Raw genomic sequence first — 24,738 nt, forward strand, 5'->3', positions numbered from 1 at the left:
TAAATATATTTATAGGCTGGAGGAAATAGAACCTTTTAAGGTAATCTACTTCAGCCTTTTAATTTAATAATAAAAATAGGAGTATACGATGGATAAAGAGCAATGGATTGAAATATTTACAGAAATTAATGACCGTGTACCAACAGAAGAAGAGATTCAAGCTGGATTTCAGGAAGGAGAAATTACAGAATCAGAAAAAATAGATAATTCTTTTGAATCTACACAATTTGACTCTCAAACGAGAAGTGATGAAGATTTATCTCAAAGAGTTGAAGATGTACAAGATAAACAAGAGTTCAGTAATGATTATACTTTTTGTAGTTCATGCGGAGCAAAGAATTCTGTTAATGATGAAAGATGCATGAATTGTAAAAAAGCTTCAAAACAGACAAATGACAATGTTTTATACTCTACATTTAAAAATAATAGTTTATTTAGATATCTAAAACACTGTTTTGATACGCAAAGATGGGGAATTATAATTTATTTCGCTATAGTAATATTTTTTGAATCAATCAACTCTCTTGGACTAGGTGGTCTAATATTTGTATTATTTACAGTATTTTTATTATCAAATACCGGTCAATCATTAATTTGTTGGATTATTGGAGCGAAGAGGATAGAAAGAAGTGATTATCAAGAAAAAGTTCAACAGCCTGTCAATGAGATTATTCAAAAGGCGCGTCAAAAAGGTTTAAACTTACCGAATAATATTGAAATTCGCATGATTCATAATGATGTTCCTGCTGCTTACGCTATAGGAATGAACAAAATTATCGTTACTGATAGTTTACTGGAAAATCCATATTTTTTAGAACCAAAAATTATGTTTGAGCTCCATCGAATCCATAATATGGCTCCAAATCTTTTACCTGTATTAGTTGGTTCAAATTTTATTTTAATTTTTGTTTTACTAATTTTATTAATAACAACACTATTTGGAGGCTTTAAAAAAAATTATGGAGACAGCAGAAACTCATTTTGGTCAGGAAGTTCAGAAGCAAAAGAGGGAGCTATTCTATTTTATGGTTCTATAATATTAATAGTTGCATTAATAAGTTTCTTTTTAATGTTTGTAAAATCGGTTGTAAAACGTGATGTATATCTTTCAGACCAGTATATGGCTACGATTGGATGTGGCGAAATTCATTGTTATTATATCGATAACATATCTGAACAAGATGGGTCATTGGCTAAAGGATTTTGTGAGTTAGGATACCCGTCAAAAGATAAACGAATTAGTATTTTACAAAATAATTATAATGTAAGATATACAGGGGTGTAAGGTTATGAATAAAGAAGAATGGCTATCTCAGTTTGAAGAGAAATACAATAGAAAGCCAAGTCCGGCAGAGTTTATTGAAGCAAAGAAGAATCATGAGTTTAATGTAGAAAATAGTAAAGATATAGAGGTTAATAATGTCGAATCTTCTCCCCTATTGGTGGAAGAACTAGATAGTGAGATAAAGTTATCCGAAACTTATCTGGATAAAAAAGATTTAGAGAAAACTAATTCTGAAAATATCACTGTTAACGAGGAAAATGTGCAAGAACATAAAAAAGAAATAGAAGAAGATAAGATTTTTTGTGTTAAATGTGGTAAACCAAATTTTAGAACAAGCGATTACTGTGTTTCTTGTGGTTCTAGAGTTAATAATTCTAGCACGATGAATTCTTTTATATCAGATGTTTCAGAAAAGTTCTTCACAGTTAGTTCTATAGCTGGGAAAAAGACCAAGGAATTAACTAAATCGTTACAAGTAAATACACAGATTTATACAGAGAATAAGAAACGTGAAAAACTTCTCCTGGCATTAGGTAATGCATATTACAATAGTAGAGAAACTAGGTTGGATGATCCTTTTGCAGAACTAATTGAAGAAATACATAAAATTGATATTTCTATAGAACAATTGAGAAATTTCGAATAAAGAGAAAGATTAACAGAATGAAATTTTTTTTGAAGATGTTCATAACCTTTTTAAGTATATTCTTTGCTATCAATATTTCTAATGTATACGCGGACGAAACTGGCCCTGTGGTAGTGCAGGCAATTGTTCAAGAAAATTACACGCAAGAGATTACAGTACTTTTAGTAAAACCAGATACAGAAGAAGTCGTAAAAACTCTAAAAATCAATAAAGATAATAATTGGGTTCAAGAGACTAATGTTCCACTAGGCGAATATAAAATGAGAGTATACGGTGAAGGGTTAGTTGCTAGGTCAATAACGCAACTAAAGGCAACATATATGGTTAAAAAAGTTATAAAGAATCCTTCAGTACGTGAGAAACCTTGTTTTGTTGTTATAGAGGGAGATAAAAAATTTATATCTACTTACTATGGTCTAGTTGATTTTCAGAGAAAAGATGGAAGCTACTTAAAGGGAAATTATACTAATGATGAACTGGACAAGTTATATCAGGAAGCTATAGGAACTCAGACTGGTATGTTCAGTTCCAATAAAGAACATAAGTCTACTACAGAGAAAGAATCTACAGAAAATACAACAAGTAAAGAAACGGATCTAAAAGAGAGTAACGAAAACATAGAAGAAGTTGATAAAACTGATGGACGCGATTATAGTAGCAAAATACTATCCAATGAAATGCAAATCATTATTTTTATAGTTTCAATCGTTTTATTATCCGTAGTTGTTATTATCACATTTCTAAAAAAGAATAAAAATACTTAAGTTTTTCCTTTAAATAGGTATTTTATAAGAGATTTCTTAAAGTATTGTATTATGTTTATATGAATCATTTTGTTTGAAATAAAAAGTTCTATAATTTCTACATTTAATTTATCAAGTGTAGAAGTTATAGAACTATTTTTTTACGATAAAAAAATAATAATCTTTAAAAAAGTTACTTAGTTTGCTTGTGAGATTAACTTATATGCGTAGGACTTTTGAAATTCTTCTGGTCGATTGTGTCCGAGAGCACGTGATACAATTAAACAAGCCTTTCGATCAAGGACAACACCTTTTAATTCGCCTCGTAGATAAATTTTTTCTTTTTTATCTTTGATGTCTTTTGGATCTCGCGCGACAAGAAGATAAAGACGTTTTGCGTATTCAGCACGATATTTATGAGGTTTTAAAGCAGATGGAACTTGAAACACACGCTTTTTACCAGCTAGTCTAAATTCTTCAACAAGCCTCTCTAATTCTTCTTTGTCTCGTGTAATAATCGGAACCCAACGGTCTCGTGCTCCTTTTGTTTTATGCTTTTTACCAATGATTTTAAGATAATATTGGCCATCCTCACGTTGGTAGAGGGAGTCTCCAGTAATTGCTTTTAATTCATTTTTACGTAACCCAGTGGCAGATACGATTGAGAACCAGCGATTATTTGTTTCTTCAGACATCCTGTCGTCATTAGACTTCAAACGATTATTCTTTTTGTCGGCTCGATATCGAATATCCGTTGCAATAAAAGCGGTAGAAGGTACTCCTAAAACTTTAGCTAATGCTGCTTTATAGGTTGACTGGGTTGGAGCAGAAAGCCCTAATTTCTTACAATGTTCTAAGTATTGATTCACTAAGTCAATCCATCCCTCAGTATCGTTAGATTTATCAAGAGCTTCTAAATCTTCGGCAGTAGTTATTGAGGCAACAAAGGAAGCAAATCTGCTCCAGGAACCAGCGTAGTTATGAAGAGTTCGATCGGTATGGATTAAATGAATGTCCTCTCCCGTTTTTTTGGATTCATTTCGCTTGATACCCTTTCCTTTTTTAAAGCGCGTGACTAGATTAGTTAGTCCTTTTGATTGGACGAATTGTTTACGGCCTTCGAAAGTAGTTAGAGAATCTATCTGTTGTTTCTTAGCTTTCTCTTTAGCTTCTCGTCGATCAGCACGACTACGTCTCTTCTTTGCCATAGTTCTTTCCTTTCTATTGTAGATTGTGTACTGTTAAAGAAGAACTTAAGAAAATTTTTAAGGTCTTTTTAATTCAAGTTGAAGTAGTGCAGTGACTTAAGCTTATATTCACTGATGTAGTATCTTCCCTTTGCTGAGGGCGCTTCTTAATTGATGGCTAAGAAGATAACCAAGTCATTTTACAACATGACAAGTTGACTCAATTCAAATAAGATGTAGAGTTCCATCTTGCAGATAAAAATCTGTTGTTCTTTCTTGTTAGTCTTTTTCAGGTTTAAATGCTCTGAATTTAGCGACTGAGTTAAGCTAGTTTTTGTATTCTATTTTGAGACTTTCGTTATTTACTTTCGTTTTTATACTTTTATTTTTTACTTTGTTATGATCAAAAATATTTTTTAAACTGCCATTGACATTTCTTTTATTATCTATACATTTATTTTTTTAGTTAATGAAATACAAAAATTGATTTTTGTTATTTACTTTCGTTTTTTTACTTTTATTCTTTACGTTGTTACGATCAAAAAATCTTTTTTAAAATGCTATTGACATCTCTTTTATTATCTATACATTTATTTTTTTTTAGTTAATGAAATATAAAACTGGTTCTTTCCTAACCCAGCTTAAACCTACTGTTTCCACGATAGCTACCTCCTTTCAAACATAAAAAACGTAGCTATATTAGTTACGTCTCTACTTAATCAATTATCTACATATTATTAGTATGCCATAAATTTTAAAATAAAAAAATCAGGATAAGATTTTTTTACGTTATTCACTTTTACCTAGTACTGTGTGTTTAGCGTGACTTACACATACGTTTCTGTCAACGCTAAACACACAGAAAAATTAGAATTGCAAAAAAACTGAGGAATGAGAGAAAGAGGTATTAGTACAAAAAAATTGAGAAGTAAACAATACCTTTATCAGTTTTTTTAATTTTTTATTTTTATAATTTGGAAAAAATGGCATACTATATACAGAGAGAAAAAAGGAGGTTACATATGTATGAGCATATGTTTTTTTTTTATTACAGGCCTAGTATATGAACTTGGCCCTCCAGACATTGGTATCATTCAATTTATTTTTAAACTCAATAAACAACAAAAGGAGAAAAAAATATGAAGGTTTATAAAGAGTATTTATCTAAAAAAATTTTAGAGACTGTAAATATCGAAATTGAAAATGGCGAGGAAATTACTTTTACAACTGATTATATTATTAATGAAGACGACTTTTATCTAGCTTTATCTCGTGAAGGGGAGGAGTTAAAGTTTGATTTTATTGACAATACATTGCGATTGGTTATTTATCACTATAGTCATTGTAGGATGTATTACGAGATTAAAGAGATGGAAGAGTTTACGAATTTGAAATATGCAATTGATATGTTAGTTGAATTGTTCATCTATGATGAGTGGTATACATTTACATGGTTCTTAACCAATTTAACTCTCTGGGAAATGGTTGAAGAATATAAAATGTTAAAATCAGGTGATATCTGATAGGATTCATACGTATAACGATTATTTTTCAATAATTGGCTGTTAGAGTGAGTAGCTCTGCTTACATATTTCGGGTCGATTTCAAATATAATCAAAAAAAGTGGACAACGATCCACTTTTTTGTTCACCTATTAATAATTTTTGACATTTTCTTGTCCTTTTCATAGGTAACTTTGAACGACGAAAAGAAATAAAAAAACATTGGCCGTATAAGCTGACGGAGGAACAATGAATTTTACATGTCTCAATCCGTCTTTAGTAGTGGGTCAAACTTAAAATAATGGAGAAAGAATATCTTAATCTTCTTTCATAGATACAAACCTCCTTCTTATAAACGGTATTGATTATTAAAATTAGACACGAAAAAAGGCCAACAATACTTCTTTTGTTAGCCTTTTTTCCTATTTTATTGAAGATTCGAGAGCGCACAAAAAACACTTCCAATAGTTTTTTTAAAACATTGGTTTATTGTTCCCAATTTGTAAAATAAAGCTAGACAGAAAAAGCCATCTATATTAGGCTCAGATAAACACCACATTTGTCTGAAAGGAACTAACATAAATGACCTATACTCATCTTACCACAAACGAGCTTGTAATGATAGAGGCTTACTATCAAGAAAACATAAAAATTTCAGATAATAAGGCGAGGAGAAAAGCAGAATTACTTTTACTACTTATGTGAGGACGATTCATGAATCAATAGAAGAAAGTGATCTATAAAAAGGGAGGAAGATAGGAGAAGGGTCAGATTTATTCTTAAATGATAATATCTTACTCGAAGTATAATATCTTCAGTAAAGAGTGTCCTCTTTTAAAAGACTGTAAAAGAGAACAGCTACTTCTAACTTTTAATGTTTTATAAAAGTGATATAATAAAAGTGACACCATTTATACAATATTAAACTAAGGTGATGAGTCTCAAAGATGAAACCGAGAACAAATTTAAAAAAGTTTAACTAGCAAATGAGATATGGTTTTCAAAGTTACTATATGAGATGTTTCGTTTAATAGAGAAGGAATCAGATAGCGTTTGAAATAGGAGGTATATGTTATGACATTTTTGGAAACAATTAAAGAAAAAAACCAATTTCCAATAATATTTATAGGTTCTGGAATTACACAGCGATATTTTAAAAATTCCCCCACTTGGGAAGGATTACTCAAAGATATTTGGATGGAATTATTCGATGAGGATGACTTTTATACTAAAGTTCATGAATTAGGAGTTGAATATAATAATGGGTTTGATGTTTATCTTCGTTTAGCTGATTATCTTGAGGATGAAATTAATAAAGCTTTTTGGAGCAAAAAGATTTCATTACCAGAATTAAGTTTAAAAGAAGCGCATGAAAAAAGGATTTCTCCGTTCAAAGAGTTAATCGCACAAAAATTTAAAAATTTAGACCATAGAGAAGGATTTGAAGATGAAATTATTGAATTTTCAAAGATGCTGTCTAAGGCTAGAATTATAATCACGACCAATTATGATAATTTTATTGAAGATTGTCTAAAGAATACTAATACTGGTATAAAAGTGAATGTTGGAAATAAAGGGCTATTTTCAAAATCTTCTGATTATGGAGAACTATATAAAATCCATGGGTCAATAACAGAACCTAATAGTATCTCCATCACTAGTAAGGATTATAATAGTAATGGAGAAAAATCTTCAATTATTAATGCAAAAATACTGTCAAATCTTGTAGAAGCTCCTATACTATTTTTAGGATATTCTTTAACAGACGAAAATATTAGAAAATTACTAACAGATTTTGCTCGTAATAGTCCATATAATATACAAGAAGCTTCTGAAAAAATAGGTGTAATAGAGTATGTCCCAGATGAAGAGGATATCATAGAGCTTATTTCAGAAATATCTGATTTATCCATACATTATACACAACTCAGAACAGATAATTTTATAGAAATTTATAGAATAGTTTCTAGCATTGATCAGGGTTTTCTTCCTTCTGAGATTTCTAAGTTTGAAAGAGCCTTTAGAAAAATTATAGAGATAAAAGGTGAAGATAAGGAGTTGAAAACAGTATTAACATCCTATCTTGATTTATCTACGCTTTCTGACAAGGAAATTAGAGAAAAAAATATTGTGGTGGCATTCGGTGATGGACATTATATTTATAAATTCCCTGATATTTTGACCTATTCAAGAGAATATTTTAAAGAAAAAAGCGAAATGCCATTAGAAATTATTTTAGGATTTATTGCACAACAACCTTCAAATTCTAATTTTCCTATTAGAAAATATCTAAAAAATATTGAAGAGTTTATCGAACGTAATAAAGAGACAAGGCAAGCAATAAATTTAAAGAAAAAACTTGATAAAGAAAAAGAGTTTAATTATTTAGCTACTAAGGAGTCCCTAAGGGTATCTCAGACACATCTGGAAAGTTTTCATAGTTGTCAAACAGTTAAAGATGTAATGGCAATGACAACAATTCCTAAACAACAAAGAATCACTTATATAGCTAGTCATTTAGATAAATTTGATACGGAGGAAATAAAAAATTATATAGTAGAAACACTTGAAGTTTCGGAATCACTTACAACAGAGTTTCGTAAATTATTGAAAATATTTGATCATTATATATCCGAATAAAAAAAAAGCCCCAACAAAGGTGGTGACCAATGAGGGGTTTTGGTTGGGTTGATAAACAGGCATTACAGGGGTGTAACTGTTTTTATCTATTAACCATAATACTACTTTTCAAAAAAAAAGTAAAGGAAATTAAATTGATAACTTGAAAAAAAGAATTATCTGAAAAGTAATCTGTTATTTTTAGGATGTATAGTACCAACTTGAATATGCTAAAGTAATGCAATTCTAAGGTATACAAAAACATTATTTTTTAAAAGTTCTAATGCAATTATTTAGAGTTTTTTCTTAAATGCTATTTTAGAATGATTAATTTTCTTTTTGTTAAAATACTTATTCCCTATCTAAATTTGGATAGGTTTTTTCATTATTAAAAATCCTGATAAGATTGTCCATACTTTCTTTCAAATAGAATAGTTCTATTTTTCTATCATGATATTCAGTATTACTTCCTATATTGTTACAATGGCGATTGATATGCCATAAGGATCTTTGGATGTTATTTTCTTTTGTATTTTTCATGGTCATATCAAATCAAAAGAAATTATATAATCACTTTAAAAATTTTCAAATGATTAAAAACAACTCTGAATTGTGTATACAGATTATAAACAAGTATTTTAAAATATATTACTGATATAAAAAAGAACACTCTAGCATAGTGTTCTTATGATAAGCATAGTTTTCTATAGTTTTCGAGCATATTATTGATAGCCATACTTTTTTAAAGCTTCTTGATAAGCCTTGCTATCTTTTTTATAGTAGTCGTGTTTCATACCTGAGCTATCTACAGTAAATACATCATCTTTATAAGTATAACTTTTTGTAAGTTTAATGATATTTTCTCCCAATAATTGAATGGTTGATTTTTCTTTATCTATAGTAAATCCTTCAGCCTCTCCATGTTTAATGATTCCCGTATCCCCAGATATAACAAAAGCTACTTCATTTCTATTTTCGTTTATCCAGTAATATTCTCCATCTAAGGAGTTATTTGATTGCTTAGAGCAGGCCATTAGCAAAAATACAGACATAGATACCAATATTAATGCAATTATTTTTTTCATCTTACTTCCTCATTTCAACATTATACCAAATAAATATCACAAGTATAATATAGATGTTGTTAGCTATTATTAAACATCTTTCGAGAAAATATAAATTTTTCGGAAAGTTGATTTATAGTCTCTTTTAAATATAAAATTAAAAAGATGTGCAGGTTGTAATTAACTTGTGCATTTTTTTGTTTAAGGTGAATTCAAAGTATCCTAATATACCATATAGCTGAGAAATAAATCAAAATAGGGAAAAGAAGATATTGACAGAATTCCAGGGTTTGGTATAACAGTCAACTAGATAGTTACAATGATCAACAGGAGATATTCCTGAAGGTGTAATGTAAGTTATTAGTGAAAAGATCGGAGAACATACAGGGAATATAGTAAACTAGGCTGGGAAGAAGTTAGTAAGTTTGAGGAAATAAAAGGTTATGGACAACATATTTGGCGACATCATGAGAAATATTTTTTTTGTTACAGATGAAGGGGGAATAGTTGAACAGAGGGTAGTCTATGAATTACCATATAGAACTATTTCAATCACCCTACCAAGTTTTTCTGAGTTACTTGAAAAGTCTAACTTAATTTGAAAATTTAGGCAATAAAGAAATCCTAGACAAGCTTTTGAGCTATTCAGAAGACTTGAAATAGTTCTATAATCTCTATCAGCTCTTGCTTTTTCACTTTCAGAATAAGGAACCAGAGAAATTTTTTGGACTCATTGAAGACAATATAAAGAAGGTTCATTCTCTTTTTCAGACTGTCTTTAAAACATTTCTAAAGGACAAAGGAAAAATCATCAATGCCCTTCAGTTATCCTATTCCAACGCAAAATTGGAAGCGACTAATAATCTCATCAAACTTATCAAACGTAATGCCTTTGGTTTTCGGAACTTTGAAAACTTCAAGAATCGAATTTTCATCGCTCTGAATATCAAAAAAGAAAGGACGGAATTTGTCCTTTCTCGAGCTTAGCCTTTCTTCAACCCACTATAGTTGACAAAGAGCCGTAGATTTTAGGTATTTACCTTGTCTACTTAAGAGGTATCATATCATCGAGATAAAGGTGATTTGTTTGTTCCTAAGAGTTAGGTTTTAGGTTTGACTTGTGGCAACTTCTGGAAAAAGCTTGTCTAGGATTTTTGGAGTGATAGCTTGTCCAGGACCTTCAGCACAATAGGTGTGAATATACATAGAGGGATTGAAGTTGAGCTCGATACAAGTGCAATGAGGTTTTTCCTTGCTAGCAGGCTGAGTTCTATCTGGAATGATGAGGTCAACCCCACAAGCCCAGGCCCCCATGCTAGTTGCCATAGCTGCTGCCAATTCTTGGTAAGAGGAATCTATTGTCTCAGTGACATCAATAGAGTCACCACCCGTAGAGATGTTGGAGTTACGGCGGAGATTGACCTTTTTCCCTTCTGGGAGAATATCATCAGGTGCATAACCTTGCTGAGTCAACATCAATTGTTCGATGTCTCCTAGCTCAATGATTTCCAACGGTGACCGGTGATCACGTCCTCGCAATGGGTTGGCATTTTTCTGAGCGACTAATTCACGAATGGTGTGTTTGCCATCACCGACAACATTGGCAGCGACACGAAGGAGGACAGCCTCACAACGCCCATCCAAGATAAAGAAACGGTATTCGGTTCCTGGGATAAATTCTTCAACCAGGACAGCTGTATCTTCTGCAAAGGCAATCTCGAGAGCTTTCTTATAGTTATCAAGGCTGGCAGGCTCTTGGAAAATGGAAATGCCCAGACCGAAGTTGGTTGATTTTGGTTTAACCACAATTTGCTTGCCCTTGATAAGAGGATAGTAGGCTAGACCTTGTTCTAGACTGGTAAATTCGTCGCCGGCAGGGACAGGGAAGCCAGCATTAGCCAGGATTTTTTTGGTCACGGTTTTATTAGCCATGGCAAGAGGAACTACATAGTTGTCTTTTGAGGTCATGTTACCATTTTTGACGTACTCAACATGATCTTTATGCCAGAGTTTAAGGAATTGATCCTGCTCATCTAGGATTTCAAAATGAAGCCCTTTTTGAATGGCATCAAAGAGCAGCATCTGGGTAGAAAGTTCCATCTCCTCATAACCCTTAAGGGCATAGTGGGCAGTCCAGTCGTAATCATGATAGGCAAGCGCCTTGTCAAGGGCAAAGTCAGAAAGGGACTTGTCTTTGATATGAGGAAGAAGTTGAGCAGCTAGTGTCTGACTGGAATCTGCAAAGGCATCTTTAACTTGTTTGACCAGACCTTGATGATAGTCACCAAGTCCAAAATGTTGCACCAGTTGGTCTAGAGCTGTCGTAATGTTCTGAGTTTCAGCTTCAGAAGGTAGAGGTTCTAAAGGATGAGAGAGGGCAATTTTTTCATTCAGCGCGTGACCTTGAGCCAGAGCCTGATCAACATTTTCAGGGGCATCCAGCCAGAGGAAGGCTAGAAGGAGTAGGTGTACGGTATCCATGGTAGTTTGGCTAATACCGATACGCTCAAAGGGGTTGAGGTCGAAGTTACGGAATTCTAGGTAGGTGATTCCCTTGTCAAGGAAGGAGCGATTAACCTTTTGTCCACGGAAACGAACAGCCGAGTAAAATTCCTTTTCCGCAATCAAATCACCTTGTTCGATATAGTTTTCGATGGCAGAGACATAGTCTTCTAGGCTTGCAAAAGATACTTGTATTTCTTCCTTATTGACATAACCATGGTCGCTGTTTCGGAAGGAACGCACGAGTTCTGGCACTTCTTGGTCGAAGAAGCCTTGCTCAGCAACAGGTGCAGCACCAAAGAGATAGGTGATCACCCAACGATAGCGCAAATAGTTCTGAGCCAGCTTAAGATAGAGGGCATTTTTGAAAGCAATTATATCAATCTGGTCACTTTCTTGGAATAGGGCCTCAACCAAATCTTTCCCTAGTTCCATATTATAGTGGATACCTGAGATAGCTTGTAGTTTAGTTCCGTATTTTTCGGCCAGGTAGTTACGATAATGGCGTTCAAATTCATTTTCCAGTTGGGCAACTTGGATTTCCTGGGCGTTGATACGAGGAGGCATGGACAAGGGCCAGAGAAGTTCATCTTTACTGATGGAACGTCCAGCTACATCGGTAATGGCTCCAAGAAATCGACGAGCCTCAGTGGTAGATTTAGCAACTGGTGTGATGAGTTCCATCTGAAACTCACAAAAATCTGTTTGAATATAAGGGTGGAAACTTCGAGCTCCTAGGCAGGAAGGGTGAGGCGTATGTGCTAATTTTCCCTGTCTATCGACACGAAGACTTTCGCGTTCAATTCCAAAGTTAGCTTGAAGGATAGGGCTAGTAGGCTCCAGCTTTTGAAGCAGTTGATTTATAGTCATAGAGTCACCTTTTCATCTAATGTTAGTGTTAGTCTATTATAAATAGGAACAAAAAACAAATTTCTGCTACGTACGGCTATGATTTACCAACATTTAACGCAAGTTTGTGAAAAATGAGCAGGTTTTAGAGTTGTTTTTTTCTCTACCTATTTTTCTAAAACTGGGGAAAATCTGATATAATAAGCTTTGTAGGTGTATTATATTAATACTTACAGAACCGAACTATTCCCCTATTTAAGAAATATTGATTCAAATTTTATGAAATCAATCAGTAAATATCGTTCATAAAAACCTTGATATTACGCTATTTTTAGTCCAACTGAAACTCATACTTTCCAAACCAGGTCTTAAGAAAGCTAGTAAAGCATCAAATAATAGAAGAATAAAATTTAATATAAAAAAATCCCATCAGATTATTTCTGGTGGGATTTTTGGTGGGGAATCAATCAATTTTGATTTATTTTTAACCTTTTATAATAACTGAAAATGCTGTTAAATCAACCATTTCACTTCAAATCATGTTTATAAATCATTCCCACTCAACAGTTGCAGGTGGTTTACTTGTAATGTCGTAGACGATACGGTTAACGTGATCCACTTCATTTACGATACGTACAGAAATCTTTTGAAGGACATCCCAAGGAATTTTGGCAAAGTCAGCTGTCATACCATCGATAGAAGTGATTGCACGAATGGCGATTGTGTAGTCATAAGTACGACCATCACCCATAACACCGACTGAACGAACACCTGTGTTGACAGTGAAGTATTGCCAGATATCGCGGTCAAGACCAGCTTTAGCGATTTCTTCACGTAGAATAGCATCAGACTCACGAACAGTTTCTAGTTTTTCTTCAGTGATTTCACCCATGACACGGATAGCAAGTCCTGGTCCTGGGAATGGTTGGCGCCATACGATGTGGTCTGGCATACCAAGCTCTGTACCGAGGGCACGGACTTCGTCTTTATAAAGAGTGTTCAATGGTTCAATCAGTTCAAACTGCATGTCTTCTGGAAGACCACCAACGTTGTGGTGTGATTTGATGGTTTGAGCAGTATCTGTACCAGACTCAATCACGTCAGTGTAAAGCGTTCCCTGAGCAAGGAATTTTACATCTTTTAGCTTGCTTGCTTCGTCATCAAAGACATAAACAAATTCGTTACCGATGATTTTACGTTTTTGCTCAGGATCAGAAACACCTGCAAGTTTGTCAAGGAAGCGTTTTGCAGCGTCTGCTTTGACGATATTCAAACCAAACTTACCACCAAGCATGTCCATAACTTGGTCAGCCTCTCCCTTACGGAGAAGACCGTGGTCTACAAAGATACAGATTAATTGATCACCGATTGCTTTTTGAAGAAGAACTCCAACAACAGAAGAGTCAACACCACCTGATAGCCCGAGAAGAACACGCTTGTCACCTACAGTTTCACGGATTTTATTGATCTGCATATCGATAAAGTTGTCCATTGACCAATCGCCTTTAGCCTTACAGATGTTGAGGGCAAAGTTGCGAAGGATATCATTCCCGTATACAGAATGGCGCACTTCTGGGTGGAATTGGATACCATAGATGTGCTTTTCTGGGTTTTCAATAGCTGCATAAGGACAGTCAGCAGAAGTACCAGTACGAACAAAATCAGCTGGAATCTCTGTAACAGCATCGCCATGACTCATCAAAACAATCTGTTCTTCAGGAGTCCCTTCAAAGAGGGCAGAAGTGGTATGGGTAAGTGGGGATTGGCCATACTCGCGGTTACCAGCATCACCTGCAGGAACAACTTTTCCTCCAAGTTTATGAGTTAAAAGTTGCATACCATAGCAGATTCCTAAAATTGGAATGCCAAGTTCAAAAATTTCTGGGTCAATATCAAATGAACCATCTTCGTATACAGAGTTTGGTCCACCAGAGAGGATGATCCCTACAGGGTTAATCGCACGAACCTCTGCAGCTGAGATTTTGTGACTTTTTAGCTCTGAAAAAACACCAATTTCACGAATACGGCGGGAAATCAGTTGGTTGTATTGGCTACCATAGTCCAGCACGATGATTTTTTCGACATCTTGCAAATCAGTTGAAATGTTGCTCATCATTTTCCTTTCTCAAAAGAAATATCTTTTTCAATATTCTATCACAAATAGGGGTGAATTACCAACTAAACAAGGCAAAGTTTGACTTTTTCTTAGCAAATACGGTACAATGGAGAAAATAAAGAAAAGAAGTGAGAATCATGTTACCAGCTTATATGAAAATCCACGATCAGATCAAGAAGGATATAGATGAGCATCATTGGAAAATCGGAGAGAGACTTCCAAGTGAGCGAGATTTAGCGGAACAGTTTCAAGTTAGCCGGATGACATTACGCCAGGCTATCTCCCTCTTGGTTGAGGAAGGAGTTTTGGAGCGTCGTGTAGGAAGTGGGACCTTTGTCTCTAGCACTCGTGTCCAAGAAAAAATGCGGGGAACGACTAGTTTTACGGAGATTGTCAAATCTCAAGGGAAAGTACCTTCTAGTCAACTCATTTCTTACAGAAGAACCATTCCAAATGAGCAAGAGGTCGCAAAGCTAGGGATTACTCCGACAGAGAATATTATCCGCATGGAACGGGTGCGTTATGCTGACCAAGTACCGCTAGTCTATGAAGTCGCATCCATTCCTGAGAAATTTATTAAGGATTTTAGAAAAGAAGAAATCACTAGTCATTTCTTCCAAACCTTGCAACAACATGGCTACCGGATTGGCAAATCCCAACAGACCATTTATGCGAGATTGGCTAAGGAAAAAATTGCTCACTATCTAGAAGTCGAAAAGGGGCATGCCATTTTAGCCTTGACTCAGGTCTCTTATCTTGAAGATGGGACGGCTTTCGAGTACGTAAAGAGTCAATACGTGGGCGAACGCTTTGAATTTTATCTTGAAAATAACTAGTCTAGAAAGGCTAGTTTTTTGTTTTAGAAAAGATTAGAATTGTCAAAACAATCTGTCTAGGCTTGATTTTATCGCTTATTTACTATAAAATGAGAAGGAAAAACGTCAAACTTTTATATTGCAAATAGGAGAAAAAATGACAAAAACATTAAAACGCCCTGAGGTTTTATCACCTGCAGGAACTTTAGAGAAGCTGAAAGTAGCTGTTCAATATGGTGCGGATGCAGTCTTCATTGGTGGACAGGCCTATGGTCTTCGTAGCCGTGCTGGAAACTTTACCTTTGAACAGATGGAAGAAGGAGTCCAGTTTGCTGCTAAGTACGGTGCCAAGGTCTATGTGGCTGCTAACATGGTTATGCACGAAGGAAACGAAGCTGGTGCTGGAGAATGGTTCCGTAAGTTGCGTGACATCGGGATTGCCGCAGTTATCGTGTCAGATCCAGCCTTGATTATGATTGCAGCAACTGAAGCACCAGGTCTTGAAATCCACCTTTCAACCCAAGCCAGTGCGACGAACTATGAAACTTTAGAGTTCTGGAAAGAACTTGGTCTAACTCGCGTGGTTTTGGCCCGTGAAGTTTCAATGGAAGAATTGGCAGAGATTCGCAAACGTACTGATGTTGAGATTGAGGCCTTTGTGCATGGAGCCATGTGTATTTCCTACTCAGGTCGCTGTACACTATCAAACCACATGAGTATGCGTGATGCCAACCGTGGGGGCTGTTCTCAGTCTTGCCGTTGGAAATACGATCTTTACGACATGCCCTTTGGTCAAGAACGTAAGAGTCTTAAAGGTGAAATCCCAGAAGAATTTTCAATGTCAGCCGTCGACATGTCCATGATTGACCATATCCCAGATATGATCGAAAACGGTGTAGACAGTCTCAAGATTGAAGGTCGTATGAAGTCTATCCACTATGTTTCAACTGTGACCAACTGTTACAAGGCGGCTGTAGATGCTTATCTCGAAAGTCCTGAGAAATTTGAAGCCATCAAACAAGACTTGGTGGACGAGATGTGGAAAGTTGCTCAACGTGAATTGGCAACAGGTTTCTACTATGGTACGCCGTCTGAAAATGAACAGTTATTTGGCGCACGTCGTAAAATTCCTGAATACAAGTTTGTCGCTGAAGTGGTTGCTTATGATGATGCGACTCAAACGGCAACCATTCGTCAACGAAATGTCATCAACGAAGGCGATCAAGTTGAGTTTTATGGACCAGGTTTCCGTCATTTTGAGACTTATATAGAAGATCTTCATGATGCCAAGGGCAATAAAATCGACCGTGCTCCAAATCCAATGGAACTCTTGACAATCAAGGTCCCACAACCTGTTCAAGCAGGGGACATGGTCCGCGCTCTCAAGGAAGGTCTTATCAATCTCTATAAGGAAGATGGAACCAGCGTTACAGTTCGTGCCTAGAGAAGGAAATGTGAATGAATCAAGCACAAGGTTTGTTAGTTGATAATGAAGGTAGATGTATTCATTACCATGGTGAAAAGGACATCGTTTCCCTCCAGTGTTATGAATGTAAAAAATACTACGCATGCTATCAGTGTCACAATACTATGGAGACACATGTTTTTTCGCCCTATCCCTTGGTGCTTTCTGAGGATCGACCGATCTTATGTGGGGGTTGTAAGAGGACAATGACTTTCCAAGATTACCAAAAGCAGATGGCTTGTCCTTACTGCAGTGCACCATTTAATCCAGGTTGTAAACAACACTATTCCTACTATTTTAAATAAAATGAATCGATCCAAGTTCTTAACTTGGATTTTTCAGTTTGTTTCAGAAAATAGAGTAAAATCAAGAAAAACTCGCAATCTAAAATGGAAAAACTTTCTATAGAATGGGGTAAAAACAGCAAAAATAGAAATAAATCATATGAAACGCTTTCAACGTAAGTAAAAAGTTGACAAATCAAAATTTTAGGACTAAACTAAGTAAGTAAATTTTAAATAAAAGGAGAATTCATCATGAATTTAACATTTTTCGGTCTTTGTCTTGCCTGTATGGGTGTATCTCTTGCAGAAGGTATGTTGATGAACGGTTTGTTCAAATCAGCAGCTCGCCAACCAGACATCATCCCACAATTACGTAGCTTAATGATCATGGGGATTGCCTTTATTGAAGGAACGTTCTTGGTTACCCTCGTCTTTTCATTCGTCATCAAATAGACAAATGGAACGAGAAGAAAAGGGAGGATTCTAGATGGAAGAAAGTATCAATCCAACCATCAATATTGGTCCTGTTACCTTTGATTTAACCATGTTAGCCATGACCTTGTTGATTGTGGGAGTTGTTTTTGGCTTTATCTATTGGGCAAGTCGCAATATGACTTTGAAACCCAAAGGAAAGCAAAATGTACTTGAGTATTTCTATGACTTCGTTATTGGATTTACAGAACCTAACATTGGTAAAAGCTACATGAAAGACTACTCGCTCTTTTTCCTTTGTCTATTTCTATTTATGGTACTGGCAAATAACCTCGGTTTGATGGCGAAACTTCAAACTACAGATGGGACAAACCTTTGGACATCGCCAACTGCAAATCTCCAGTTTGACTTGGCCTTGTCATTTGGAATTATCCTGATGACCCATATTGAAGGGATTCGTCGCCGTGGGATTAAAAAATATCTAAAAGCCTATATCACACCTGGCTTTATGACTCCCATGAATATCTTAGAAGAGTTTACCAACTTTTTATCACTTGCCTTGCGGGTGTTCGGAAATATCTTTGCTGGAGAAGTGATGGCTAGTTTGCTAATCACTCTATCTCATCAAGCTCTATATTGGTATCCAGTTGCTTTTGGTGCTAACTTGGCTTGGACAGCCTTTTCTGTCTTTATTTCCTGCATCCAAGCTTATGTGTTTACCATGTTGTCTTCTATGTACTTAGGAAATAAGATAAATGATGGAGAAGAGTAGAAAGGAGTAACAGATGCACGTAACAGTAGGTGAATTAATTGGTAACTTTATTTTAATCGCTGGCTCTTTTATCCTTTTGATTGTCTTAGTTAAGAAATATGCGTGGTCAAACTTGACAAGTGTCTTCGAAGAAAGGGCAAATAAAATTGCTGCTGATATTGATGGAGCTGAACAAGCTCGTCAAAAAGCAGAAACTCTTGCTCAAAAACGTGAAGATGAATTGGCTGGAAGTCGCAACGAGGCCAAAACAATCATTGAAAATGCTAAAGAGACTGCAGAGAAGAGTAAAGCAAATATTCTGGCAGATGCTAAAGTAGAAGCAGGTCGCTTAAAAGAGAAGGCGAATCAAGAAATTGCTCAGAATAAAGCTGAAGCTTTGCAAAGTGTTAAGGGCGAGGTGGCAGATTTGACGATTAGTCTCGCTGGTAAAATCATCTCAAAAAACCTTGACAGTCATGCTCATAAGGAACTCATTGATCAGTATATCGATCAGCTAGGAGAAGCCTAATGGACAAGAAAACAGCAAAGGTAATTGAAAAGTACATCATGCCTTTTGTCCAATTAGTGATTGAAAAAGGAGAAGAGGACCGGATTTTTTCAGATTTGGATCAAATCAAGCAAGTCGCAGAGAAAACGGGCTTACCTTCTTTTTTAGCTCAGGTGGCAGTTGATGAGTCTGATAAGGAAAAAACAGTTGGTTTCTTTCAAGACTCTGTCTCACCTTTAATGCAAAACTTTATTCAGGTTCTGATTTACAATCACAGAGCAAATCTTTTTTATGATATCATTGTTGATTGTTTGAATCGTCTTGAAAGAGAAACCAATCAATTTGTAGTCACGATTTCTTCAGCTCATCCTTTAACGGACGAACAGAAGGAACGTTTACTTCCCTTGATAGAGAAAAAAATGTCTCTGAAAGTACGGAGTATCAAAGAACAAATTGATGAAGGACTCATTGGCGGTTTTGTCATTTTTGCCAATCACAAGACAATTGATGTGAGTATAAAACAACAACTTCGAGTTGTTAAAGAAAATTTGAAATAGAAAGTGGTGTTCTTTTGGCAATTAACGCACAAGAAATCAGCGCTTTAATTAAGCAACAAATTGAAAATTTCAAACCCAATTTTGATGTGTCTGAAACAGGTGTTGTAACCTATATCGGGGATGGAATTGCGCGTGCTCACGGTCTTGAAAATGCCATGAGTGGAGAGTTGTTGATCTTTGAAAACGGCTCTTATGGGATGGCGCAAAACTTGGAGTCTACAGACGTTGGGATTATCATCCTTGGAGACTTTACAGATATTCGTGAGGGTGATACCATTCGCCGTACAGGTAAAATCATGGAAGTACCTGTGGGGTATAGCCTAATCGGACGTGTTGTCGACCCACTTGGTCGTCCAGTTGACGGTCTTGGTGATATCCATACTGACAAGACTCGTCCAGTAGAAGCGCCAGCTCCTGGTGTTATGCAACGTAAGTCTGTATCAGAACCATTACAAACAGGTTTGAAAGCTATTGACGCCCTAGTACCGATTGGTCGTGGTCAACGTGAGTTGATTATCGGTGACCGTCAGACAGGGAAAACAACTATTGCGATTGATACAATCTTGAACCAAAAAGGTCAAGATATGATCTGTATCTATGTAGCGATTGGACAAAAAGAATCAACAGTTCGTACGCAAGTAGAAACACTTCGTCAGTACGGTGCCTTGGACTACACAATCGTTGTGACAGCCTCTGCTTCACAACCATCTCCATTGCTCTTCCTAGCTCCTTATGCCGGAGTTGCTATGGCGGAAGAATTTATGTACCAAGGCAAGCATGTTTTGATCGTTTACGATGATCTTTCAAAACAAGCGGTCGCTTATCGTGAACTTTCCCTCTTGCTTCGTCGTCCACCAGGTCGTGAAGCCTTCCCAGGGGATGTTTTCTACCTTCACAGTCGTTTGCTTGAGCGCTCAGCTAAAGTTTCTGATGAACTTGGTGGTGGATCTATTACAGCCCTACCATTTATCGAGACACAAGCGGGAGATATCTCTGCCTATATCGCAACCAACGTGATCTCTATCACTGACGGACAAATCTTCCTTGGTGATGGTCTCTTCAATGCGGGTATTCGTCCAGCCATTGATGCGGGTTCATCTGTATCCCGTGTAGGTGGTTCGGCACAGATTAAAGCCATGAAGAAAGTTGCTGGTACACTTCGTATCGACCTTGCTTCATACCGTGAGTTGGAAGCCTTCACCAAGTTTGGATCTGACTTGGATGCAGCAACACAGGCTAAGTTAAATCGTGGACGTCGTACTGTGGAAGTATTGAAACAACCTGTTCATAAACCACTACCTGTTGAGAAACAAGTAACCATTCTCTATGCTTTGACACATGGTTTCTTAGATACGATTCCTGTAGATGACATTGTTCGTTTTGAGGAAGAGTTCCATACTTTCTTTGATGCTCATTATCCAGAGATTTTGGAAACCATTCGTGAAACAAAAGACTTGCCAGAAGAAGCAGTCTTGGATGCTGCGATTACAGAGTTTCTCAATCAATCCAGCTTCCAATAAGAATAGAGGTGTCAGATGGCAGTATCTCTAAATGATATTAAAACAAAAATCGCCTCAACCAAAAATACGAGTCAAATCACCAATGCCATGCAAATGGTGTCGGCTGCTAAACTAGGTCGCTCTGAAGAAGCAGCTCGCAACTTCCAAGTTTACGCTCAGAAAGTTCGTAAGCTTTTAACGGATATTCTGCATGGTAACGGATCTGGTGGTTCAACCAATCCGATGCTCATTAGTCGCCCTGTTAAGAAAACAGGTTATATCGTTATCACTTCAGACCGTGGATTGGTTGGAGGTTATAATGCTTCCATCCTTAAAGCCGTTATGGAGTTGAAAGAAGAATACCATCCAGATGGTACAGGTTTTGAAATCATCTGTATCGGTGGTATGGGGGCTGATTTCTTTAAGGCTCGTGGTATTCAGCCAATCTATGAACTACGTGGCTTGGCAGATCAACCTAGTTTTGATGAAGTTCGTAAAATTATTTCAAAAACGATTGAGATGTACCAAAACGAACTTTTTGATGAATTGTACGTCTGCTACAACCATCATGTCAATACTCTCACTAGTCAAATGCGTGTGGAACAAATGCTTCCAATCGTTGACTTAGATCCGAATGAAGCGGATGAAGAGTATAGCTTGACATTTGAGTTGGAAACGAGTCGTGATGAGATTCTAGAGCAGTTGTTACCTCAGTTTGCAGAAAGTATGATTTACGGTGCTATTATCGATGCCAAGACAGCTGAGAATGCTGCAGGTATGACAGCCATGCAAACGGCGACTGATAATGCTAAGAAGGTCATCAATGATTTGACAATCCAGTATAACCGTGCTAGACAGGCGGCGATTACACAAGAAATTACAGAAATCGTAGCGGGGGCTAGTGCCTTAGAATAAGGCTTTGCCTCCCTCGTATCAAAATGAACTTAGGCCCTAGTTGAGCTAGGAACCGACAGTATCTTATATAGAATAGGAGAAGGAGATGAGTTCAGGTAAAATTGCTCAGGTTATCGGACCCGTTGTAGACGTCTTGTTTGCAGCTGGGGAAACACTTCCTGAGATTAATAATGCACTTGTCGTCTACAAAAATGACGAAAGAAAAACAAAAATCGTCCTTGAAGTAGCCTTGGAGTTGGGTGATGGTATGGTCCGTACGATCGCCATGGAATCAACAGATGGTTTAACTCGTGGTATGGAAGTTTTGGACACAGGTCGTCCAATCTCTGTACCAGTAGGTAAAGAAACTTTGGGACGTGTCTTCAACGTTTTGGGAGATACCATTGACTTGGATGCTCCTTTCGCTGAAGACGCTGAGCGTCAGCCAATTCATAAGAAAGCTCCAACTTTTGATGAATTGTCTACCTCATCTGAAATCTTGGAAACAGGGATTAAGGTTATCGACCTTCTTGCCCCTTACCTAAAAGGTGGTAAAGTTGGACTTTTCGGTGGTGCCGGAGTTGGTAAAACTGTCTTGATCCAAGAATTGATTCACAACATTGCCCAAGAACACGGTGGTATTTCAGTATTTACCGGTGTTGGGGAACGTACTCGTGAGGGGAACGACCTTTACTGGGAAATGAAAGAATCAGGCGTTATCGAGAAAACAGCCATGGTATTTGGTCAGATGAATGAACCACCAGGAGCACGTATGCGTGTTGCCCTTACTGGTTTGACAATCGCCGAATACTTCCGTGATGTAGAAGGCCAAGATGTGCTTCTCTTTATCGACAATATCTTCCGTTTCACTCAAGCTGGTTCAGAAGTATCTGCCCTTTTGGGTCGGATGCCTTCAGCCGTTGGTTACCAACCAACACTTGCTACGGAAATGGGTCAATTACAAGAACGTATCACATCAACTAAGAAGGGTTCTGTAACCTCTATCCAGGCTATCTATGTGCCAGCGGATGACTACACTGACCCTGCGCCAGCAACAGCTTTCGCTCACTTGGATTCAACTACAAACTTGGAACGTAAGTTGGTACAGTTGGGTATCTACCCGGCCGTTGACCCACTTGCTTCAAGCTCTCGTGCCTTGGCACCTGAGATTGTTGGTGAGGAGCACTACGCAGTTGCTGCTGAGGTTAAACGTGTCCTTCAACGTTACCATGAATTGCAAGATATCATTGCTATCCTTGGTATGGATGAACTTTCTGATGAAGAAAAGACCTTGGTTGCCCGTGCCCGTCGTATTCAGTTCTTCTTGTCTCAGAACTTCAACGTTGCCGAACAATTTACTGGTCAACCTGGTTCTTATGTGCCAGTAGCGGAAACAGTTCGCGGCTTTAAGGAAATCCTTGAAGGAAAACATGACCAGTTACCAGAAGATGCCTTCCGTGGTGTCGGTTCAATCGAAGATGTCATTGCTAAGGCTGAGAAAATGGGATTTTAAGAGGTGATCTATGGCTCATTTAACTGTCCAGATCGTGACACCAGATGGCCTCGTCTATGATCACCATGCCAGCTTTGTATCGGTACGAACTCTGGATGGTGAGATGGGGATCTTGCCACGACATGAAAATATGATTGCGGTTCTAGCGGTTGATGAAGTAAAGGTAAAACGTATCGATGATGATACTCATGTGAACTGGATAGCAGTGAACGGAGGAATTATCGAGATTGCTAATGATATCATTACCATTGTAGCAGACTCAGCAGAGCGTGCTCGTGATATTGACATCAGTCGTGCAGAACGCGCGAAACTTCGCGCTGAACGAGAAATCGAAGAAGCTCATGACAAGCATTTGATTGACCAAGAGCGTCGTGCGAAAATCGCATTGCAACGTGCTATCAACCGTATCAATGTCGGAAATAGACTATAAAAAAATGAACTTGAAACTCAAGTTCATTTTTTTTAATGTGGAAAGTTGATACAGACTCCTTCAGGGACATGGAAGTCGTTAGAAAGCTCTGCAAGACGACCACTTTTAGGATTGCGCTTAAAGACGGTTGCGTTATCAGAATCTTGATGAACAGCAATGAGAAACTCTTGATCAGGAGTTAGGTCGAAATCACGTGGATTTTTACCATGGCTTGGTACAATCTCTAATAATTCCAAGCTACCATCAGCGAGGATTGTATAGACTGCAATGGAATCATGACCTCGGTTGGATGCATAGAGGTATTTGCCATCTTTTGAAAGACGAATGGCAGCAGTAGCATTAAAGCCTTTGTATCCATCTGGTAAGGTTGAAATAACTTGCATGCATTCAAATTCACCAACCCCATCATAAATCAAGACCTCTATAGTGCTATTAAGTTCGCAGATGAGATAGGCAATCTTATAGTGGTGGTGGAAAACGATGTGGCGTGCACCTGCTCCAGCTTGGCTGTGATAAGTGTAGAGTTTATTTAGTTTTCCCTCTGAGCTGACATCATAGGTCGTTACTTCATCCGTTCCTAGATCACAGGTGACGAGGTACTGGTCAGGTGTTAGATCTGTAAAGTGTACATGTGGGGAAGTTTGGTTTTCATGAGGACCTTGTCCACTATGCTGATCTAGATCTGTTTGGATGAGGCTACCATCCGTTTGACGTTTATAAACCAGAACTTGACCTTTATGATAGTTGGCCCCATAAACGAGACCACGCTTTTCATCCACTGCCACATAACAATGGGGAGCGCCTTCTTCAACCACATGATTTAGCAAAGCGCCATCTGTCTTATATGCAGCGATTCCACCTAAGCCATCCTGGCTCCCTACAGTGTATAAGTGTTGCTGTTGGTCAAAGGCAAGGTAGGTTGGACTTGGTTCAGCAGCAAAGAGTTCAAGATTTTCAAGCTGGCCTGTTTCTGTATCAAAATCTGCCTTGTAAATCCCTTTAGATAAGCGACGAGTGTAAGTTCCAAAATAAACAGTTTCTTTCATGTCCATACCTCTTAATAATGATAAGTTCATT

21 protein-coding genes and 1 pseudogene are annotated in these 24,738 nt (G+C 37.0%); 17 read left to right on the top strand and 5 right to left on the bottom strand.

Annotation, left to right across the window (positions count from 1 at the left end; all coding sequences use genetic code 11):
• The first annotated feature begins 88 nt into the window (after positions 1-88).
• From NML69_RS03010 to NML69_RS03020, 3 genes are read left to right on the top strand one after another with little or no spacing between them, the layout of a single operon-like run.
• Entirely contained in the window at positions 89-1,285 is a 1,197-nt protein-coding gene (locus tag NML69_RS03010; protein WP_254725263.1) for a hypothetical protein, read from the top strand.
• A 4-nt stretch (positions 1,286-1,289) separates the two neighbouring features.
• A complete protein-coding gene (locus tag NML69_RS03015) occupies positions 1,290-1,931 on the top strand; it encodes a hypothetical protein (RefSeq protein WP_254725264.1) in 642 nt (213 codons plus the stop codon).
• A gap of 17 nt (positions 1,932-1,948) precedes the next feature.
• A complete protein-coding gene (locus tag NML69_RS03020) occupies positions 1,949-2,695 on the top strand; it encodes a hypothetical protein (RefSeq protein ID WP_254725265.1) in 747 nt (248 codons plus the stop codon).
• 176 nt (positions 2,696-2,871) lie between these two features.
• Here NML69_RS03020 and NML69_RS03025 read toward each other — a convergent pair whose 3' ends face one another.
• A complete protein-coding gene (locus NML69_RS03025; protein ID WP_254725266.1) occupies positions 2,872-3,882 on the bottom strand; it encodes a site-specific integrase in 1,011 nt (336 codons plus the stop codon).
• A 1,118-nt stretch (positions 3,883-5,000) separates the two neighbouring features.
• On the opposite strand from NML69_RS03025, the gene NML69_RS03030 reads away from it, so the two are divergent.
• A complete protein-coding gene (locus NML69_RS03030; protein ID WP_254725267.1) occupies positions 5,001-5,384 on the top strand; it encodes a hypothetical protein in 384 nt (127 codons plus the stop codon).
• A 1,053-nt stretch (positions 5,385-6,437) separates the two neighbouring features.
• The gene (locus NML69_RS03035; RefSeq protein WP_254725268.1) at positions 6,438-8,003 is read left to right on the top strand and encodes an SIR2 family protein; all 1,566 of its coding nucleotides are present in this window, start codon (positions 6,438-6,440) and stop codon (positions 8,001-8,003) included.
• Positions 8,004-8,704: 701 nt separating this feature from the next.
• On the opposite strand, the gene NML69_RS03040 is transcribed toward NML69_RS03035, so the two are convergent.
• Positions 8,705-9,067, bottom strand: a complete 363-nt coding sequence (locus tag NML69_RS03040; protein WP_254725269.1) for a hypothetical protein — start codon at positions 9,065-9,067, stop codon at positions 8,705-8,707.
• Positions 9,068-9,649: 582 nt separating this feature from the next.
• Between NML69_RS03040 and NML69_RS03045 the strand changes: the two are divergent.
• Positions 9,650-10,033 (top strand): annotated as a pseudogene (locus NML69_RS03045) (transposase); the annotation flags it as partial.
• 120 nt (positions 10,034-10,153) lie between these two features.
• Here the strand turns inward: NML69_RS03045 and gshAB are convergent.
• Both gshAB and guaA read right to left on the bottom strand, forming a co-directional pair.
• Positions 10,154-12,418, bottom strand: coding sequence for a bifunctional glutamate--cysteine ligase GshA/glutathione synthetase GshB (gene gshAB / locus NML69_RS03050; RefSeq protein ID WP_254725270.1), 2,265 nt, complete (start codon positions 12,416-12,418; stop codon positions 10,154-10,156).
• Between the two features lie 529 nt (positions 12,419-12,947).
• On the bottom strand, positions 12,948-14,510 hold the full coding sequence (gene guaA / locus NML69_RS03055; protein WP_254725271.1) for a glutamine-hydrolyzing GMP synthase: 1,563 nt from the start codon (positions 14,508-14,510) through the stop codon (positions 12,948-12,950).
• Between the two features lie 140 nt (positions 14,511-14,650).
• On the opposite strand from guaA, the gene NML69_RS03060 reads away from it, so the two are divergent.
• The 11 genes from NML69_RS03060 (at position 14,651) to NML69_RS03110 (ending at position 23,661) form a co-directional block, all read left to right on the top strand.
• On the top strand, positions 14,651-15,349 hold the full coding sequence (locus NML69_RS03060) for a GntR family transcriptional regulator (protein WP_254725272.1): 699 nt from the start codon (positions 14,651-14,653) through the stop codon (positions 15,347-15,349).
• A gap of 136 nt (positions 15,350-15,485) precedes the next feature.
• On the top strand, positions 15,486-16,772 hold the full coding sequence (locus NML69_RS03065) for a U32 family peptidase (RefSeq protein WP_000169095.1): 1,287 nt from the start codon (positions 15,486-15,488) through the stop codon (positions 16,770-16,772).
• A 14-nt stretch (positions 16,773-16,786) separates the two neighbouring features.
• Positions 16,787-17,098 carry a CHY zinc finger protein gene (locus tag NML69_RS03070; RefSeq protein WP_125421626.1) on the top strand — a complete coding sequence of 104 codons (312 nt, stop codon included), beginning with the start codon at positions 16,787-16,789 and terminating at the stop codon, positions 17,096-17,098.
• 231 nt (positions 17,099-17,329) lie between these two features.
• The gene (locus NML69_RS03075) at positions 17,330-17,530 is read left to right on the top strand and encodes a F0F1 ATP synthase subunit C (RefSeq protein ID WP_001054556.1); all 201 of its coding nucleotides are present in this window, start codon (positions 17,330-17,332) and stop codon (positions 17,528-17,530) included.
• A gap of 34 nt (positions 17,531-17,564) precedes the next feature.
• Positions 17,565-18,281, top strand: a complete 717-nt coding sequence (gene atpB, locus NML69_RS03080; protein ID WP_000392869.1) for a F0F1 ATP synthase subunit A — start codon at positions 17,565-17,567, stop codon at positions 18,279-18,281.
• 13 nt (positions 18,282-18,294) lie between these two features.
• Entirely contained in the window at positions 18,295-18,789 is a 495-nt protein-coding gene (gene atpF / locus NML69_RS03085) for a F0F1 ATP synthase subunit B (RefSeq protein WP_061427227.1), read from the top strand.
• Positions 18,789-19,325, top strand: coding sequence for a F0F1 ATP synthase subunit delta (locus tag NML69_RS03090; RefSeq protein ID WP_254725273.1), 537 nt, complete (start codon positions 18,789-18,791; stop codon positions 19,323-19,325). The genes atpF and NML69_RS03090 overlap by 1 nt, the downstream gene beginning before the upstream one ends.
• 14 nt (positions 19,326-19,339) lie before the next feature.
• Positions 19,340-20,845: a F0F1 ATP synthase subunit alpha gene (gene atpA / locus NML69_RS03095; protein WP_254725274.1), complete on the top strand. Its 1,506-nt coding sequence runs from the start codon at positions 19,340-19,342 to the stop codon at positions 20,843-20,845.
• Positions 20,846-20,860: 15 nt separating this feature from the next.
• Positions 20,861-21,739 carry a F0F1 ATP synthase subunit gamma gene (locus tag NML69_RS03100; RefSeq protein WP_000301231.1) on the top strand — a complete coding sequence of 293 codons (879 nt, stop codon included), beginning with the start codon at positions 20,861-20,863 and terminating at the stop codon, positions 21,737-21,739.
• 85 nt (positions 21,740-21,824) lie between these two features.
• A complete protein-coding gene (gene atpD, locus NML69_RS03105; RefSeq protein ID WP_000094372.1) occupies positions 21,825-23,231 on the top strand; it encodes a F0F1 ATP synthase subunit beta in 1,407 nt (468 codons plus the stop codon).
• Between the two features lie 10 nt (positions 23,232-23,241).
• Complete coding sequence (locus NML69_RS03110; RefSeq protein WP_000940836.1) at positions 23,242-23,661, top strand: F0F1 ATP synthase subunit epsilon; 420 nt, start codon at positions 23,242-23,244, stop codon at positions 23,659-23,661.
• Between the two features lie 32 nt (positions 23,662-23,693).
• On the opposite strand, the gene NML69_RS03115 is transcribed toward NML69_RS03110, so the two are convergent.
• Positions 23,694-24,707 carry a lactonase family protein gene (locus NML69_RS03115; protein ID WP_254725275.1) on the bottom strand — a complete coding sequence of 338 codons (1,014 nt, stop codon included), beginning with the start codon at positions 24,705-24,707 and terminating at the stop codon, positions 23,694-23,696.
• Positions 24,708-24,738: the final 31 nt, after the last annotated feature.

Origin of the sequence: Streptococcus sp. CF8-6, from assembly GCF_024295845.1 — a bacterium.
GTDB lineage: Bacteria > Bacillota > Bacilli > Lactobacillales > Streptococcaceae > Streptococcus > Streptococcus oralis_BO.

Coding starts and splice junctions, on each gene's coding strand:
- NML69_RS03010 (WP_254725263.1), top strand. CDS start 89: ATGGATAAAGAGCAATGGATTGAAATATTTACAGAAATTAATGACCGT.
- NML69_RS03015 (WP_254725264.1), top strand. CDS start 1,290: ATGAATAAAGAAGAATGGCTATCTCAGTTTGAAGAGAAATACAATAGA.
- NML69_RS03020 (WP_254725265.1), top strand. CDS start 1,949: ATGAAATTTTTTTTGAAGATGTTCATAACCTTTTTAAGTATATTCTTT.
- NML69_RS03025 (WP_254725266.1), bottom strand. CDS start 3,882: ATGGCAAAGAAGAGACGTAGTCGTGCTGATCGACGAGAAGCTAAAGAG.
- NML69_RS03030 (WP_254725267.1), top strand. CDS start 5,001: ATGAAGGTTTATAAAGAGTATTTATCTAAAAAAATTTTAGAGACTGTA.
- NML69_RS03035 (WP_254725268.1), top strand. CDS start 6,438: ATGACATTTTTGGAAACAATTAAAGAAAAAAACCAATTTCCAATAATA.
- NML69_RS03040 (WP_254725269.1), bottom strand. CDS start 9,067: ATGAAAAAAATAATTGCATTAATATTGGTATCTATGTCTGTATTTTTG.
- gshAB (WP_254725270.1), bottom strand. CDS start 12,418: ATGACTATAAATCAACTGCTTCAAAAGCTGGAGCCTACTAGCCCTATC.
- guaA (WP_254725271.1), bottom strand. CDS start 14,510: ATGAGCAACATTTCAACTGATTTGCAAGATGTCGAAAAAATCATCGTG.
- NML69_RS03060 (WP_254725272.1), top strand. CDS start 14,651: ATGTTACCAGCTTATATGAAAATCCACGATCAGATCAAGAAGGATATA.
- NML69_RS03065 (WP_000169095.1), top strand. CDS start 15,486: ATGACAAAAACATTAAAACGCCCTGAGGTTTTATCACCTGCAGGAACT.
- NML69_RS03070 (WP_125421626.1), top strand. CDS start 16,787: ATGAATCAAGCACAAGGTTTGTTAGTTGATAATGAAGGTAGATGTATT.
- NML69_RS03075 (WP_001054556.1), top strand. CDS start 17,330: ATGAATTTAACATTTTTCGGTCTTTGTCTTGCCTGTATGGGTGTATCT.
- atpB (WP_000392869.1), top strand. CDS start 17,565: ATGGAAGAAAGTATCAATCCAACCATCAATATTGGTCCTGTTACCTTT.
- atpF (WP_061427227.1), top strand. CDS start 18,295: ATGCACGTAACAGTAGGTGAATTAATTGGTAACTTTATTTTAATCGCT.
- NML69_RS03090 (WP_254725273.1), top strand. CDS start 18,789: ATGGACAAGAAAACAGCAAAGGTAATTGAAAAGTACATCATGCCTTTT.
- NML69_RS03100 (WP_000301231.1), top strand. CDS start 20,861: ATGGCAGTATCTCTAAATGATATTAAAACAAAAATCGCCTCAACCAAA.
- atpD (WP_000094372.1), top strand. CDS start 21,825: ATGAGTTCAGGTAAAATTGCTCAGGTTATCGGACCCGTTGTAGACGTC.
- NML69_RS03110 (WP_000940836.1), top strand. CDS start 23,242: ATGGCTCATTTAACTGTCCAGATCGTGACACCAGATGGCCTCGTCTAT.
- NML69_RS03115 (WP_254725275.1), bottom strand. CDS start 24,707: ATGAAAGAAACTGTTTATTTTGGAACTTACACTCGTCGCTTATCTAAA.